This is a genomic window from Acidovorax sp., assembly GCF_046339755.1.
Taxonomy (GTDB): domain Bacteria; phylum Pseudomonadota; class Gammaproteobacteria; order Burkholderiales; family Burkholderiaceae_C; genus Acidovorax.
Genome location: NZ_JBKDTZ010000114.1, coordinates 1 through 14833 on the forward strand (window position 1 = coordinate 1; position 14833 = coordinate 14833).

At 67.3% G+C, this 14833-nt stretch carries 14 protein-coding genes; 7 read left to right on the forward strand and 7 right to left on the reverse strand.

Annotation, left to right across the window (positions count from 1 at the left end):
- Positions 1 to 164 precede the first annotated feature (164 nt).
- Entirely contained in the window at positions 165 to 2300 is a 2136-nt protein-coding gene (locus tag ACK59X_RS08995; RefSeq protein ID WP_409956639.1) for a hypothetical protein, read from the forward strand.
- A gap of 146 nt (positions 2301 to 2446) precedes the next feature.
- Here the strand turns inward: ACK59X_RS08995 and ACK59X_RS09000 are convergent, their stop codons facing one another.
- Both ACK59X_RS09000 and ACK59X_RS09005 read right to left on the reverse strand, forming a co-directional pair.
- On the reverse strand, positions 2447 to 3409 hold the full coding sequence (locus ACK59X_RS09000) for an SDR family oxidoreductase (RefSeq protein ID WP_409956641.1): 963 nt from the start codon (positions 3407 to 3409) through the stop codon (positions 2447 to 2449).
- A gap of 20 nt (positions 3410 to 3429) precedes the next feature.
- The gene (locus ACK59X_RS09005; RefSeq protein ID WP_409956643.1) at positions 3430 to 3759 is read right to left on the reverse strand and encodes a hypothetical protein; all 330 of its coding nucleotides are present in this window, start codon (positions 3757 to 3759) and stop codon (positions 3430 to 3432) included.
- A gap of 213 nt (positions 3760 to 3972) precedes the next feature.
- Here ACK59X_RS09005 and ACK59X_RS09010 point away from each other — a divergent pair, with 213 nt between their 5' ends.
- Both ACK59X_RS09010 and ACK59X_RS09015 read left to right on the forward strand, forming a co-directional pair.
- The gene (locus ACK59X_RS09010) at positions 3973 to 4647 is read left to right on the forward strand and encodes a response regulator transcription factor (RefSeq protein ID WP_409956645.1); all 675 of its coding nucleotides are present in this window, start codon (positions 3973 to 3975) and stop codon (positions 4645 to 4647) included.
- A complete protein-coding gene (locus ACK59X_RS09015; RefSeq protein WP_409956647.1) occupies positions 4644 to 6041 on the forward strand; it encodes a sensor histidine kinase in 1398 nt (465 codons plus the stop codon). The genes ACK59X_RS09010 and ACK59X_RS09015 overlap by 4 nt, the downstream gene beginning before the upstream one ends.
- Positions 6042 to 6067: 26 nt before the next feature.
- Here the strand turns inward: ACK59X_RS09015 and ACK59X_RS09020 are convergent, their stop codons facing one another.
- From ACK59X_RS09020 to ACK59X_RS09035, 4 genes are read right to left on the reverse strand one after another with little or no spacing between them, the layout of a single operon-like run.
- On the reverse strand, positions 6068 to 7279 hold the full coding sequence (locus ACK59X_RS09020) for an alpha/beta hydrolase (protein ID WP_409956648.1): 1212 nt from the start codon (positions 7277 to 7279) through the stop codon (positions 6068 to 6070).
- Positions 7280 to 7281: 2 nt separating this feature from the next.
- Positions 7282 to 8163: a MipA/OmpV family protein gene (locus tag ACK59X_RS09025; protein ID WP_409956650.1), complete on the reverse strand. Its 882-nt coding sequence runs from the start codon at positions 8161 to 8163 to the stop codon at positions 7282 to 7284.
- Between the two features lie 45 nt (positions 8164 to 8208).
- Entirely contained in the window at positions 8209 to 9027 is an 819-nt protein-coding gene (locus ACK59X_RS09030; protein WP_409956652.1) for a VacJ family lipoprotein, read from the reverse strand.
- Positions 9028 to 9047: 20 nt separating this feature from the next.
- Complete coding sequence (locus ACK59X_RS09035; RefSeq protein ID WP_409956654.1) at positions 9048 to 9374, reverse strand: hypothetical protein; 327 nt, start codon at positions 9372 to 9374, stop codon at positions 9048 to 9050.
- A gap of 203 nt (positions 9375 to 9577) precedes the next feature.
- Between ACK59X_RS09035 and ACK59X_RS09040 the strand changes: the two genes are divergently transcribed.
- The 4 genes from ACK59X_RS09040 to ACK59X_RS09055 are packed head-to-tail and all read left to right on the forward strand — an operon-like array spanning position 9578 to position 13468.
- Positions 9578 to 10237 (forward strand): transcriptional regulator, encoded by a 660-nt coding sequence (locus ACK59X_RS09040; protein ID WP_409956656.1) that lies wholly within the window; start codon positions 9578 to 9580, stop codon positions 10235 to 10237.
- A 9-nt stretch (positions 10238 to 10246) separates the two neighbouring features.
- A complete protein-coding gene (locus tag ACK59X_RS09045; protein ID WP_409956658.1) occupies positions 10247 to 11245 on the forward strand; it encodes an ornithine cyclodeaminase family protein in 999 nt (332 codons plus the stop codon).
- A gap of 53 nt (positions 11246 to 11298) precedes the next feature.
- On the forward strand, positions 11299 to 12276 hold the full coding sequence (locus tag ACK59X_RS09050) for a threo-3-hydroxy-L-aspartate ammonia-lyase (protein ID WP_409956660.1): 978 nt from the start codon (positions 11299 to 11301) through the stop codon (positions 12274 to 12276).
- Positions 12277 to 12298: 22 nt separating this feature from the next.
- On the forward strand, positions 12299 to 13468 hold the full coding sequence (locus tag ACK59X_RS09055) for a DSD1 family PLP-dependent enzyme (RefSeq protein ID WP_409956662.1): 1170 nt from the start codon (positions 12299 to 12301) through the stop codon (positions 13466 to 13468).
- A 131-nt stretch (positions 13469 to 13599) separates the two neighbouring features.
- Here the strand turns inward: ACK59X_RS09055 and ACK59X_RS09060 are convergent, their stop codons facing one another.
- Positions 13600 to 14808 (reverse strand): IS256 family transposase, encoded by a 1209-nt coding sequence (locus tag ACK59X_RS09060; protein WP_409956664.1) that lies wholly within the window; start codon positions 14806 to 14808, stop codon positions 13600 to 13602.
- Positions 14809 to 14833: the final 25 nt, after the last annotated feature.

Below are 14833 nucleotides of genomic sequence, written 5' to 3' on the forward strand. Positions count from 1 at the left end.
CCAAAGAGGTGCGCTGAATCACAGACTCCTGACGAACTCCCTGTTGGAATAGCGCTTGTCTCAACGCTTGCATTCACGCAACAAAACGTTACACAGAACGCAAGGGACGCAACAAAGCGCCACGGCCTCGCCCCGCGCGACAAGAACCAACCTTGGGAGAATTCATGCCAGACACCGCCCTCAACGAACGACTGCAACGCATCGGCCTGCTGGCCGCTTTGGTGGTTCCCATGCTCACCGCCTGCGGAGGCGGCTCTGGCGACTCGGGTGAACCACCCGCCCCACCGCCGCCTCCAGCCCCCGCCACCGCCGTGTCGCTGCTGGCCGGCAACCCAATTGGCGATGGCAACCAGGATGGCGCCAGCAAAAACTCCGCAAGCTTCAGCACGCGGGTCGCGGGACTGGCCCTGGGCCCTTCGGGCGAAGTGCTCATCGCCGACACCGGCAACAACCTGATCCGCAAGCTCAGCGCCAACCAGGAACAGGTCAGCACCCTGGCCGGCGGCTCGGGTCCTGGCGCGTTCAACGCCCCCACCGCAGTGGCCGTGGACGCCGCCGGAAACACCTATGTGGCAGACACCGGGAACCACCTGGTGCGCAAGATCACCCCAGCGGGCGCCGTCACCACCCTGGCAGGCCAGGCAGGGGTCTGCGCCAACCAGGATGGCGCAGGCACCAGCGCCACGCTCTGCAGCCCCACCAGCATCGCCGTGGACAAGGCCGGCAGCGTGTATGTGGCGGAAGCCACCGGCCGCTTTGATTCGTCGGGCACGGACCCCGCTCTGTCGGGACGGATCCGCAAGATCACGGCCAATGGCACAGTCAGCACCCTGGTCGGCCAGGCCAGCCAGAGCCCCTCGAACATGGGCTACGGCTTCACGGCCTACAAGCCCCTGCTCCTGGCAACCGATTCTGCGGGAACCCTCTATTCGGGAGACTCCAACGACCAGGTGATCCGAAAATACAATGCGGATGGTCAAGCCACTGTGGTGTCTGGTGGCAGGTTCCGCAATATCAGGGCCATCGCCTTCGACCCGGCGGATCGTCTGTTCGTTCTGGACAACTTTGTGGACAGCTCGTCGACCACCGTGTTTGGCGTCATCAACCAACCATCCATTCACCGTATCGGCAGCGATGGCAGCGTCACGACCCTGGTCCGTTCCCAGTTCGCATGTTCCACCTTCGCCGTGAGTAACCTGTGCCAGCCTCTCGCCATGGTGGCCAAGGCCGACGGCCAACTCCTGGTGGCCGAACGCAGCTACGGCCGCGACAGGCTCAACCCCTTCCTGCAGTTGCGCAGCTACACCGAGCAGGGCACGTACACGGTGGCCGCAGGCCCCGTGGCCTCCACGGGCACCAACGATGCGCAGGGCGCCGATGCACGCTTTGACAACCCCTGGTCGCTGGCCGCCAGTCCATCGGGCACCCTGTATGTGCGCGACAAGGGCAACGGCACCATCCGCACGGTGCAATCGGACGGCGTGGTACGCACGCTGGGCCAGCCCGGCGGGCAATGCGCGTCAATCACGGGCCTGTCCAGCGAACTGCTGTCACGTGAATTTGCCCTGGCCACCGATGGGGCTGGCAACCTTTACACCACGATCGATTCGCGCATCCTGAAGCTGAGCAAGTGCGAGGCCGTGCTGCTGGCGGACCTGAAACCGTTGATGAACAGGTTCCTCTCCAACGCCTTGACCGGCATTGCGGCAGACACGGCAGGCAACGTCTATGTGTCCACCTACCTGGGTGCCATCTACAAGGTCGATACCAAAGGAACGGCCACCCTGTTTGCGGGTACCGAGGGCACAGTGGGTCACCGGGATGGCACAGGCCAGGCCGCACAATTCGCGTGGCTGGGCCAAATGGCCACCGATGCGGCGGGCAACGTCTACGTGGTCGATGGCCTGTACTACAGCGCCAAGCTGGGCCCGACCATCCGCAAGATCACGCCGGAAGGCGTGGTCAGCACCTTGGCAGGCAACCCCAATGCCGCACCCGGCCATGCCGACGGCGTTGGCGCAGCCGCACTGTTCTCGGTGGACTGGCGAGAATCGCTCAAAACAGCCAGCCTTGCGGTGGACAAGAACGGCAACGTGTATGTCTCCGACCCCGCCAACAGCGTGATCCGCAAGATCACCCCTGCCGGCCAGGTCAGTACCCTGGTGGGCCAGGTGGGACGCAAGGGATTCGCCGCGGGTGATCTGCCAGGCGTGATCAACCGCCCCGGTGGCATCGCCATCCGTGATTCCGTGCTGTACGCCAGCATCGCGAATGCGGTGATCCAGATCAAGCTGCCCTGATCGACTCCAGGTATCGCAAGAGCCCTCGGCCCCCGTGCGCTGGCACGGAGCCGGGGGCTTTTTTCCGATTGCTGGGTCGATGCCGGCTTCGATCCCCCCTCAACCGCTTCGCAAGACCCGTAGGGTTGAAGCCTTTGCAGCGACCTTCATTCGAACGTCACGCCTGTCAACTGCCTGGAGACCTTCCACAGGCGTTCCGCTGCCGCGGCATCCAGTGCTTGCGCAGGCACCTTCGCGGGGGCTGGGTGTCCGCGCATCTCACCCATCCGGTCTGGACCGTAATACGCTCCACCCTTGGCCATGGGTGACGTTGCCGCATAGAGAGTCGGCAACGCGCCCTGGGCTGCAGGCTGGAACAAGAACCACAGGAATGTGCGCAAAAAGGCGGATGCACTGCCAGCCCCCGCTCCGTTGGGAATCAGGTCCGTGCGCGCAATGCCTGGATGCGCGGCGACGCTGGCAAGGCCCCAGCCTGCTGCATCGCTTTGGCGCTGCAGTTCCAGGGCAAACATGAGACACGCGAGCTTGGACTGGCCGTAGACCGGCATCGGCTTGTAGCCACGCTCGGCCTGCAAATCATCGAAATTGACCGTGCCCGCGCGCGCCGCGATGCTGGAGAGGGTCACCACACGGGGACTTTGGCTCTTGCGCAAAAGAGGCAGCAGGTGGGCGGTCAACGCAAAGTGGCCCAGGTAGTTGGTGCCGAACTGCAGTTCGAACCCATCGTCCGTCGTCCTGCGCTGCGGTGGTGCCATCACCGCGGCGTTGTTGATCAGGATGTCCACACTGCCTTGCCTTGCACGCCGCCGTGAGCCAAATGCCTCCACGGATTCGAGATTGGCCAGGTCGAGTTCTTCGAAGCACAGGTTCGCGCCGGGAACGCTCGCGCGCACCTGTGCCACGGCATCCTGGCCCTTGAAGCGATTGCGTCCTGCGATGATCACGTCGGCACCGGCACGCGCGAGTGCAAGCGCGCTTTCCAGACCCAGGCCGCCAGTGCCGGTGACCACGGCCGTGCGGCCGCGTTGCGAAGGTATGTGCGAGGCAGTCCAAAGTGTCATGGCTTGGTTTTTCAATCTGGTTTTTACCTCGAAGAGGCTTTCGGTCATCTCAATGGGAGTCGTGGTGCTCAACTGCCAGCAGTCTGAGCGCATCCCTTGTCCCTGCGCTGCTCGCCCAGACTCACCAGCCGCTGCTCAGCATCGGCATGGACCGTAGAGGCATTGGTGTAGCGAGCCACCACCGCAAAAGGCATGACCACATGCCACGAATCCGCCTTGGCCTGCGCGGCTGCCCGGCGGCTTTCCTGGGCCTGCGCCCATTCGCTGTCGATCTCGGCGCAGCTGAGCTGGCCAAAGCGCGATACGGGGGTCGCGCTCTGCGGGATATTGCTGCAGGCGCCCAACAGCAAGGCGCAAGACAGGAGAACGAGGCGCGGAACAAACGGTTCATGAAGCATGGCAAGGCTTTCAGTGGATGGGCGGCGAGAGATTCGCCGCCACGCAACAGCATGTTGCCCGGGCGTGTTTAAGCGCCATTTAACGGAATTAAGAAGTTGTTAAGACGGCTCCGTAGCCGGACGATGGCAGCGCCGGCCAGGGCAGCATGCATCGGTTAACAACTCGTTAATCGCTTGCGGCGATGATGGAGCCTGCATTCCCGAAAGTTCCCTGTGCACCTTCTCCTGGTCGAAGACGACGACATGCTCGCGGAAGCCGTGTGCGATGCAGCGCACCAGAACGCCTGGCGCATCGACCGGGTATGCGACGCGGCGGGCGCGCGGCTGGCGCTGGTGGACCATGCCTACGGTGCGGTGCTGCTGGACCTGGGGCTGCCGCGCGAGTCGGGTCTTACCGTGCTCAAGGCCATGCGCGCCCGCTACGACGTGACCCCCGTGCTGATCCTCACCGCGCGCGGGCAGCTGAGCGAGCGCATCCTGGGGCTCGATGCCGGGGCGGACGACTACATGATCAAGCCCTTCCAGGTCGATGAGCTGTGGGCACGGGTGCGCGCGGTGGTGCGGCGCACGCAGGGGCGGGTGGTGCCGGTCTTCAAGTACCGGGACATCGAACTCGACCGCAGCAAGCGGCTGGTGCTGCGCGCAGGCGAGCGCGTGGCGCTGAGCAGCCACGAGTACCGCACGCTGCTGGCCCTGCTGGAGCGCCCGGGCCATGTGGTGACGCGCGACCACCTGGAAGACGTGGTGTATGGCCATGCCAGCACCGTCGAGAGCAACACCATCGCCGTCTTCATCCACCAGCTGCGGCGCAAGCTGGGGGACGACCTGATCACCACGGTGCATGGTCACGGCTACATGTTCGGCGAGGCGGGGGCATGGCGTCCATGACGAAGACCGCGAGGTCGCTGCGCAGCCGCATGCTGCTGGCCGGGGGCGCCACCATCGTGCTGTGCTGGGGGGTGGCGCTGGCGGTGCTGGCCGGCTACTTTGCGCTGAGCCAGAGCAGCATCGAGGACAAGCGGCTGCGCGGCATTGCCCACAAGATCCTGCAGACGGTACCTAGCCACGCCAAGCTGCGTGGCGTGGAGCAAAGCGAACAGGTGCGGGCCGATGCCTTGGCGCAGCAGGAGAACCTGGCGTTTCAGGTGTGGGTGTACCGCAGCCAACGCGCGGTAGGCACGCCAGGGTCGCCCCGCACGCCCCTCAAGCCAGACTTCGCCGATGGCTTTGCCAGCACCATGGTCGAGGGGCAGCGCTGGCGCGTGTATTCCGTCTCGGACAGCACGGGCCGCATTACCGTGCAGGTGGGCAACCTGCACAGCGTGATCGACGCGGAACTGCGCAAGAAAGCGTTGATCGCGATGGGCATCGCCACCGCGCTGCTGGTGCTGATAGGCTCGTTCATGGGGTTCGCCGTGCGCCGCGCCCTGCTGCCCGTGGCCGCGATGGAGGCAGCGCTGCACCAGCGCCAGAAATTCGACCTCACCCCGCTGCCCACGGACGCGTTGCCGGCCGAGCTGCAGCCGCTGGTGGGCGCCTTCAACCATGTGCTGCACCAGTTGGACGAGGCGGTGGAGGGTGAGCGCCGCTTCATCGGCGACGCTGCGCACGAACTGCGCACGCCTTTGGCCGCCTTGCAGGCCCAGGCCCAGGTGGCCGTGCGCGCCACCACCCTGGCAGACAAGGATGCCGCGCTGGCCAAGCTGCTGGCAGTGGCCGAGCGCAGCACGCGCCTGTCGGAGCAGCTGCTGGACCTGGCGCGGCTGAACGCAGGCGCCCGTGCCACGCACCAGGCACTGGCCGACTTGAGCGAGCTGGCCGCGTATGTGAGCCGCGAGTTCGACATGCAGGCGCACCAGCAGCAACGCCACCTGCTGCTGGACCTGCAGCCCTGCACCATTGCCTGCGACATCGACGAGATCGGCATCCTGCTGCGCAACCTGGTGGACAACGCCCTGCGCTACACCGCGCCCGGCGGTCGCGTGCGCATCGCCTGCGGGCCCGTCGAAGTGGACCAGGATGGCGCCACCCAGGCATGCCTGGAGGTGGCGGACGACGGCCCCGGCGTCCCCGATTCGGAGCGCGAGGCGATCTTCCAGCGCTTTCACCGCGTGGCAGGCAGCGCCGTGAAGGGCAGCGGCATCGGCCTGTCGCTGGTGGCCGGCATCGCGCAACTGCACGGTGCCACCATCAGCACCTGCGCGGGGCTGGAGGGCAGGGGCTTTTGCGTGCGCGTACTGTTTCCTGCGGTGCAGGGCGATGGCGGCGGCGCGGCAGGCTGAGATCCCTGGCGGACGCCGCGGCCAACTCACTCGGCGGCCAGCACCTCGCGCATGACCTCGGCCTGCCAGTCGAAATAGGGGTTGAAGGTGAGCCGCGCGTGCACCTTGGCGCTCTCGCGGTAGCCCCAGTCCGAGTACCACACCGGCTCGCCCGCCATGCAGCGGGCCTGGTCGGCGGTGTCCTGCCCGTTCCAGCACATGCGCTCGGTGCCCTCCACGCCGTAGAGCGGGTTGGCCGGCGAAAACAGCACGCCCATGTGCGAGAACTGGCTGATGCGGTGCTGCGGCAGCTTGTCGGTACGCACCAGCACACGCGCGTGCTGCCCGGAACCGCTGCGCTGCAGGATGGCGCCGCCACGCCCCGCTGGCAGCTCGCCATACCAGATGAGGCGGCTGGCGGGGTGGGTGAAGCGGGTCTCGAAGGTGCCGAGCACATGCTCCACATCCAACACCGAGTCGTGCTGCGCCAGCACCAACAGGGCCGGCCTGGCATAGGGCTGGCGCGCGATCTTCTCGCGCACGGCGGCAGCGCTGCGGTAGTACTGCGCAAAGCCATTGGTGGGCACATTGAGGTAGCGCAGGAGGGTCTGCTGGGGCTGGGCGGAATCGGGCTGGCGCAGCCAGGTGCGCACGCGGGCCACCCAGGGCACGATCCAGTCCAGCGGCACGCCCGACTTGAAGGCCGGCGAGAAGAGCACCAAGCCGGCCACCTCCGGGTGGTCCAGCGCGTACTCCAGTGCCAGGTTGGCGCCGGTGGAAAAGCCGCCCAGGTAGACCTCGGGCACCTCTTGCGCCAGCAGGGCTGCCTGCTGTGCCACCAGGCTGCGCCAGTCGTCCAGGTCCACGCCGATCAGGTCGGCCGGGCGCGTGCCATGGCCTGGCAGCAGCGCGGTGCGCACCAGAAAGCCCTGGCCCGCCAGCGCCTGCCCGATGTCGGCAAACGACCAGGGCGAATCGCCCAGGCCGTGGAACAGCACCACGCCCTTGCGCGCGGCCTGCGCCGGGCGCCATTCCATGGGCGCGTTGCGCGCCAGCTCGCTGTCCCGCTCGTCGCTCTGGAAGGCGCGGTGCTGCGCCATCCAGTCCTGCGTTTCGGCGCGGTACTGGGCAAAGCTGCCCTGGCCCAGCGGCACCATGGGCCCGCGCGGCGCAGCGCAGCCCGCGCATGCCATGGCGGCCAACAGCGCCAGGGCGCGGGGCCACTGCCGGGTGGCTTGGCTCGGTTGCAGATGCCGCACCATCAGAACCGGTACAGGTAGCCCAGGCGCAGGCCAGTGGTGCTGGAGCGGTCCACCAGCGGGCTGTCCTTGATGCCGCTGCCCAGGTGGGTGGTGCTGATGTCCAAGAACATGCTCTGCCGTGGGGCGATGGCATAGCCCACGCGCAGGCCCAGCTCCAGGTTGACGCTGGCATCGCCCTGGTAGGCCCGGCGCTGGGGCAGTGCTTCGGAGGATTTCACGCCGTAATAGTAGTCCACATACTTGCTGTCGGCCCAGTGCGCGGCCAGTCGCGGAGTGAAGTCGAAGGCCCCCTGCTGGAAGCGCCGATCCACCTGCAGCTTGATCCTGTGCCCCTTGCTGTGGCCCGAGGCATCGCCGAGCCACTCGCCCGAGACATTGGCCAACCCGGTGCGCCAGATGGCCGCGCCGCCCACCCAGAAGCTGGCCTTGCGCTCGTCCATGCCAGTGAGGTAGGGCGAATCCTCGGCCTCATACCCTTCGCCCGCATAGCGCGCGCGCAGCCTGAGCGATACCGGCCCGGCAGACGGCAGCTTGACGTCCAGCGAGGGACCGAGCACGCTGACCCAGCGGTTTTCGAAGTAGATGAGCGGCAGCCCCTGCACCTTGTCGTCGAAGTCGCGGTAGGGGGCCCGGTCCACCGCCACGCCAAGGCCCAGGCCCCATTGCGAAGCAGCGCCGGTGCCCGATGTGCCACCGGGTGTGCTGCCGTCCTGCGCCCAGGCTGCCGGCGAAGCCAGCACACCCAGGGCGGCTGCGGCCACGGCAGCGCGCAGGCCATTCACAGGAGCACTCGGAGTGGGTGCGGGGGCGCCCGGTGCAGGCCGCGCACGCCAGCGCAGGCCGGTGGTTGCAGGGACGGGGATGAAAGGGAACGGGAGCATGGTCGGGATCCTCAGGGTTGAAACAACGTAGCAGAAAATTGAAATTCAGGGCGCTTGCTCACCGCCACTGCCATCGCTGCGGAAGGCGGGTGCAGCAGCGGTGCCGGTATCGGAGCCGGCGTCCAGGTCGAAACGCTCATCGCCACCCGCAGCGGCCGAGCCCGGCGGCGCATCGCCCGGCACCTGCGCCTCACCGTGCACCAGCGCGCGGCGGTGCTGCAGGTAGGCATCGCGCACAAAGAGGTACTTGTCCAGCGCAATGCGGTCGATCACCTGCGTGGCGGGCAGCAGTTCGGCCCGCGCCTGGGTGGCCTGCAAAACCGTGAGGCCGTTGCGCACCGCTGTGCTGGCAGCCAGGGTTTGCGGCGCAAGCAGCAGCTCGGCCGGCAGGCCCGCCGTATCGCGCACGGTGGACGGGCCCAGCAGCGGCCAGACGATGTAGGCGCCCGCGCCCAGCCCCCAGCGGCCCAGCGTCTGGCCCGTGTCAGCGCCGTGGCGCACCAGGCCCATGGGCGTGGCCACATCGAACAGGCCGAGCACGCCCACGGTGGTGTTCACGGCCACTCGGGCCAGGTCCGACGCCGCAGCCCCCGGCCGCCCCTGCAGCAGCAGGTTGGCCGCCGAGCCGATGTCCTGCGGGTTGGTGAAGAAATGGCCCAGGCTGGTCTGCATGCCCTGCGGCAGCACGCGGGCGTAACCCCGCGCGAGAGGGGCCAGCACAGCGCCATCCACCGCCTCGTTGAAGCGAAAGACGCCGCGGTTCCAGGGCTCCAGAGGGTCGGGCTGGGCAGCGGTGGCGCAGCCTGCCAGCACGGGCAGCAGGGCGAGCAGCCCGGGCGCAGCGGCCCGCGCAGCCATGTGCATGGCCCTGCGCTGCCGGGGCATCAGCCAGCCACCTGCTGGCAGCCCTTGCTGCGGCGCTGCTCCCGCAAGCTCACCATGCGCAGCTCGGAATCGATCTGCACGGAGTTGGCGTTGAAATAGCGCGCCGCCACCGCCACCGGCAGCACCAGCTGCCAGGAGGCGCTCTTGGCCTCGCCGGCCACCCGGTTGCTCTCTTGCGCCATGGCGAGCTCGTTGTCCAGCTCATGGCAGCCAAGCTGCGCAAAACGCTCCTTGGGCATGGCACTTTGCGGGATGCTGGTGCACGCGGACAGCAGCAGCGACAGGGACAGAAGGGCAAGACCCGAAGCGAACCGGACATGGGGCATGGTGGCGACTCTTTCAACAACAGGTGCGGCGAGGGTTTCGCCGCCGCTGAACCGCATGGTGCCGGCCCGGCTTTAAGGACTTCTTAGCGCAATTAAGAATTTTTTAAGGCAGCGCAGAAAGCCGGGTTCATCACCGGAAACGGCGGTCGTGTTCAATTTGCTGCAGCTTTGACAATTTATCTATTTTTGGATAAATTATCCAAATGCCAAAACGCACGCCCTCCCCCGCCCCGCACCGCACCCCCGAACAAAAAGCCCTGCTCTCCCAGATCGAGCAGGTGGCCCAGGGGCTGGCCGCCACCTTTGCGCCGTTCTGCGAGGTGGTGGTGCACGACCTGCTGGATCCGGGGCAGTCGATCCTGGCCATCCACAACAACCTCTCGGGCCGTGCCGTGGGCGAGCCCACAACCGAGCTGGGCCTGGCGCGCATAGCAGACCCCGACTATCCGCAGGTCATTGCCAACTACGCCAACCAGTTCGCGGATGGCAGGCAGGCCAAGAGCACCTCGGTGGGCATCAAGGATTCGACGGGCCAGTACATCGCCGCGCTGTGCCTGAACGTGGACCTCACGCAGTTCCGCAGCCTGCAGAGCATGGTGGGCCAGTTCACGGCCATCGATGGCGCCACCGCAGGGCTCACCGAATCGCTGGACCCGGCCGGGGCCGAGGCCATCCGCCAGCGCATCGACCAGTTCGCGGCGCGCCTGTCCACCGCGCCGCGTGCGCTCAAGGCGGCCGAGCGGCGCGCCCTGCTGCGCGAGCTGCGCGAGTCGGGCAGCCTGGAGGTGCGCCGCGCCATGGAAGTGGTGGCGCAGCACCTGGGCGTATCGCGCGCCACGGTGTATGGCGATGTGGCCAAGTGAGGTGACACCATGAGTGCCAACCCCGCCACCACCGACCGCACGCAGGCATCCCTGCTGCTGCTGGACACGCACCAGGTCACGGCCCTGCTGCAGCCCGAGGACGTGCTGCGTGCGGTACACGAGGCCTTCACCCTGCACAGCCAGCGCGCGGGCCGGGTCTTCCCCGTGGTACGAGAGGCGCTGCCCACGGGCGGCGTGTTCGGCATCAAGTCGGGAGACGTGTCCGCGCAGGGGCTGCTGGGCTTCAAGGCCGCCGGCTTCTGGCCCGCCAACCGGGCGCGGGGCGGCGAGCCGCACCAGGCCACGGTGCTGCTGATCGACCCGGCCACGGGCCGCCCGCTGTGCGTGCTGGACGGCAATGCCATCACCACCGAGCGCACGGGCGCAGCCGGGGCACTGGGCCTGCAGCACCTGGCCCGCGCCGAGAGCACGCGCCTGTGCCTGTTCGGCACCGGCGTGCAGGCGCGCGTGCAGCTGCGCTTTGCGCTGCAGGTGCTGCCTGCGCTCACCCAGGTGCGCTACCTCACGCACGACGGCCAGCCGCGGCCCGATTTCGAGGCAGAGCTCCGGGGCTGCTGCGACATCGCCCACGCCACCGACGCGAACGCCGCCGTGGCCGCGAGCGACGTGGTCATCACCGCCACGCCGGGCTGCGGCGCGCTGTTCGATGCGGCAGCTGTACAGCCTGGCACCCACATCAACGCCGTGGGCACCGACACGCGCGGCAAGCGCGAGTTGCCCGAGGGCCTGCTGGAGCGCGCCCATGTGTTCGTGGACGACGCAGCCCAGTCCCGCAGCATCGGTGAGGTGCAGTGGGCCGCCCCCGACCTGCCCTGCACCGAGCTCGGCGATGTGCTCACGGGCCAGGCGCCCGTGCAGCGCGGCGCGCAGGACATCACCGTCTTCGACATGACCGGCCTGGCCCTGCAGGACCTGACCGTCGCCCGCATGCTGCGCACCCAGGCGCTGGCCCAGGGCCTGGGCACCGCCATCGCCTGGCCCTGGTGATGCCCGCCCGCTCTTTTTCGCTTTCTTCTCCATCCACCACACCCACCACTGCCATGACCACTGCCCAACAACTTCCCACCTATGACGACGTCGTCGCCGCTGCCGGCCGCATCGCGGGCGTTGCGCACCGCACGCCCGTGCTCACCTCGCGCACCGTGGATGCCGAGCTGGGCGCCCAGGTGTTCTTCAAGTGCGAGAACCTGCAGCGCATGGGCGCCTTCAAGTTCCGCGGCGCCTACAACGCACTGGCCAAGTTCGACGCTGCCCAGCGCAAGGCCGGTGTGATCGCGTTCTCCTCGGGCAACCATGCGCAGGGCATCGCCCTGGCCGCGCGCGAGCTGGGCATGCCCGCCACCATCGTCATGCCGCAGGACGCACCCGCCGCCAAGGTAGCGGCCACGCAGGGCTATGGCGCCAACGTGGTGTTCTACGACCGCTACACGCAAGACCGCGAACAGATCACGCGCGACCTGGCCGAGCGCAACGGCCTGACCCTGATACCGCCGTATGACCACGCCGACGTGCTGGCCGGCCAGGGCACGGCCGCCAAGGAGCTGTTCGAAGAGGTGGGCGAGCTCGACGCCTTCTTCGTCTGCCTGGGCGGCGGCGGCCTGCTCTCGGGCTCGGCCCTGTCCACGCGCGCGCTGTCGCCGAAGTGCAAGCTCTACGGCGTGGAGCCCGAGGCCGGCAACGACGGGCAGCAGTCGTTCCGCAGCGGCGCCATCGTGCACATCGACACGCCCAAGACCATTGCCGACGGCGCGCAGACGCAGCACCTGGGCAACATCACCTTCCCCATCATCCGCCGCGACGTGGACGACATCCTCACCGTGAGCGATGCCCAGCTGGTGGACGCCATGCGCTTCTTCGCCACGCGCATGAAGCTGGTGGTGGAGCCCACCGGCTGCCTGGGCTTTGCCGCAGCGCGCGCGCGGGCCGCCGAGCTCCAGGGCAAGAAGGTGGGGGTGCTGATCAGCGGCGGCAACGTGGACATGGAGCGCTTTTGCGCCCTTCTGGCCACGCAGCAATAAGCCATCCAGAGGAGTCCCCACCATGCCTGACGCCGCCACCACCACCGCGCAATCGCTCGACACCCTGGACACCCCTGCCGCCTTGATCGAACTGCCGCGCATGCGGCGCAACATCACCCGTATGCAGGAGCGCATGAACGCGCTGGGTGTGCGCTTTCGCCCGCACGCCAAGACGGCCAAGTGCCCGGCCGTGACCGACGCGCAGATCGCTGCCGGCGCGCAGGGCATCACCGTCTCCACCCTCAAGGAGGCGGCCGAGTTCTTCGCCCACGGCATCACCGACATCCTCTACGCCGTGGGCACCGTGCCGCACAAGCTGCCCCAGGTGCTGGCGCTGCGCCACCAGGGCTGCGACCTGAACATCATCACCGACAACCTCGCCGCGGCCCAGGCCATCGCGGCCTTTGGCCGCGAGCACGGCGAGGTGTTCGAGGTGCTGATCGAGGTGGACACCGATGGCCACCGCTCGGGCATCAAGCCCGATGAAGACGCGCTGATCGCCGTGGGCCGAGCCCTGCACGACGGCGGCATGCGCCTGGCCGGCGTGATGACGCACGCGGGCGGCAGCTACGACCTCAACACCCCCGAGGCCCTCACCGCCCTGGCCGAGCAGGAGCGCGCCGGCTGCGTGCGCGCGGCCGAGCGCCTGCGCGCCGCCGGCCTGCCCTGCGCCGTGGTGAGCGTGGGTTCCACGCCCACGGCCCTGTCGGCGGCGGACCTCGCGGGCGTGACCGAGGTGCGCGCCGGCGTGTATGTGTTCTTCGACCTGGTGATGCACAACGTGGGCGTGTGCAGCACCGACGACATCGCGCTGAGCGTGCTCACCACCGTGATCGGCCACCAGGTGGACAAGGGCTGGGCGATCGTCGATGCCGGCTGGATGGCCATGAGCCGCGACCGGGGTACGCAAAAGCAGTCGCACGACTATGGCTATGGCCAGGTGTGCGATGTGGACGGCACGGTGCTCGAAGGCTATGTGCTGAGCGGCGCCAACCAGGAGCATGGGATCCTGTCGCTGGCCGCGGGCCCCGGGTCGGCGGACGCTGGCGACATCGCGCAGCGGTTCCCGGTGGGGCGGCAGTTGCGGATCCTGCCCAACCATGCCTGCGCCACCGGTGCGCAGTATGCGCAGTACCAGGCTGTGCAGGATGGTGCAGTGGTGGCGCAGTGGGAGCGGTTTGGGGGCTGGTGAGATCTGGTTGCCGCATGCCTTGGTGGAGGGCGGGTGCCGGGATGTGCGCCCGGCGGCGCAGTAACTTTCTCTTGGCCGCCAAGAAAGGGGAGTGTCAGATTTTTTGTGTTCAAGGCGGTGAAGCTGCTTGTCTAAGCAGCGGACTTGATGAATCGATCCGCATAGAGGATCGCAAACTGGTTCATCGCACTCTTCCAATCTGGCGCAGCGCGCCCCCACTCTGTCGTGATGTTGCGCAGCGCCAACCAGATCAGCTTGGTCGCCGCCTCATCGTTGGGGAAGTGGCCTCGGGTCTTGATGATCTTGCGCAACTGCGCATTGATGCTCTCGATGGCATTGGTCGTGTAGATCACCTTGCGAATGGCTGGTGGGAAGGCAAAGAAGGGAATGACCCGCTCCCATGCCCTGCGCCAGGCCGCTATGACGGTAGGGAACTTTTGGCCCCAGGCTCCCGCCTCCAGGGCATCCAACTCCTTCATGGCCGCCTCCATCGTCGCTGCCGTGTAGACCGGTTTGAGCGCTGCCGCCAGCCCTCTGCGGTCTTTCCAGCTGGCAAATTCCAGGCTGTTGCGGATCAGGTGCACGATGCACGTTTGCAGCGTCGTGGCCGGGAACACAGCCGCCAGTGCCTCGGGCATGCCCTTGAGGCCGTCGGTCACCGCGATCAGGATGTCGTTGACGCCGCGCGTCTTCAGGTCGTTGAAGACCTTCATCCAGAACTTGGCTCCTTCCGTGCCTTCGATCCACAGTCCCAGGATATCCCGCGAGCCATCGGCCAGCACGCCCAGCGCCAGGTAGATCGCCTTGTTGCGCACCACCGCGTCCTCGCGGATCTTCACGCGCAGCGCATCAAGGAACACCACGGGGTACATGGGCTCCAGGGGGCGGCTCTGCCAGGAAGTGACTTCAGCCATCACCTCGTCGGTGACCGAACTGATGAATTGCGCAGAAACATCCACGCCGTACTGCTCTGTCAGAAAGGCCTGGATATCGCGCACGGTCATGCCACGCGCATACATGGCCACGATCTTGTCGTCAAAGCCAGTGAAGCGCCTTTCGTGCTTGGGGATCAGGATCGGCTCAAAGGAGCCTTCTCGGTCACGGGGAACGTCAATCTGCAATGGGCCGTCCTCTGTCAGCACCGTCTTGCCGCTCTTGCCATTGCGTTGGTTGGGGCTGTGCAAGGGCTTGTCGGCCCCGTGCGGATAGCCCAGGTGGTGGCTCAACTCAGCCCCCAGCGCCCGCTCGATCAAGGCTTTCTTGAAGGCCATGGAGGCGGCGTTGATGGCCTCGGCGGTCATTGCCCCCTGGCCGAACTGATCAAGGATCTCTTTGGGGATGGACGGTAGCGCTGGCGCTACCCTC

What these genes read in the sequence shown, in the direction of transcription:
- ACK59X_RS08995 (WP_409956639.1), top strand. Translation starts at nt 165, where the DNA reads ATGCCAGACACCGCCCTCAACGAACGACTGCAACGCATCGGCCTGCTG.
- ACK59X_RS09000 (WP_409956641.1), bottom strand. Translation starts at nt 3,409, where the DNA reads ATGACCGAAAGCCTCTTCGAGGTAAAAACCAGATTGAAAAACCAAGCC.
- ACK59X_RS09005 (WP_409956643.1), bottom strand. Translation starts at nt 3,759, where the DNA reads ATGCTTCATGAACCGTTTGTTCCGCGCCTCGTTCTCCTGTCTTGCGCC.
- ACK59X_RS09015 (WP_409956647.1), top strand. Translation starts at nt 4,644, where the DNA reads ATGACGAAGACCGCGAGGTCGCTGCGCAGCCGCATGCTGCTGGCCGGG.
- ACK59X_RS09025 (WP_409956650.1), bottom strand. Translation starts at nt 8,163, where the DNA reads ATGCTCCCGTTCCCTTTCATCCCCGTCCCTGCAACCACCGGCCTGCGC.
- ACK59X_RS09030 (WP_409956652.1), bottom strand. Translation starts at nt 9,027, where the DNA reads ATGCACATGGCTGCGCGGGCCGCTGCGCCCGGGCTGCTCGCCCTGCTG.
- ACK59X_RS09035 (WP_409956654.1), bottom strand. Translation starts at nt 9,374, where the DNA reads ATGCCCCATGTCCGGTTCGCTTCGGGTCTTGCCCTTCTGTCCCTGTCG.
- ACK59X_RS09040 (WP_409956656.1), top strand. Translation starts at nt 9,578, where the DNA reads ATGCCAAAACGCACGCCCTCCCCCGCCCCGCACCGCACCCCCGAACAA.
- ACK59X_RS09045 (WP_409956658.1), top strand. Translation starts at nt 10,247, where the DNA reads ATGAGTGCCAACCCCGCCACCACCGACCGCACGCAGGCATCCCTGCTG.
- ACK59X_RS09050 (WP_409956660.1), top strand. Translation starts at nt 11,299, where the DNA reads ATGACCACTGCCCAACAACTTCCCACCTATGACGACGTCGTCGCCGCT.
- ACK59X_RS09055 (WP_409956662.1), top strand. Translation starts at nt 12,299, where the DNA reads ATGCCTGACGCCGCCACCACCACCGCGCAATCGCTCGACACCCTGGAC.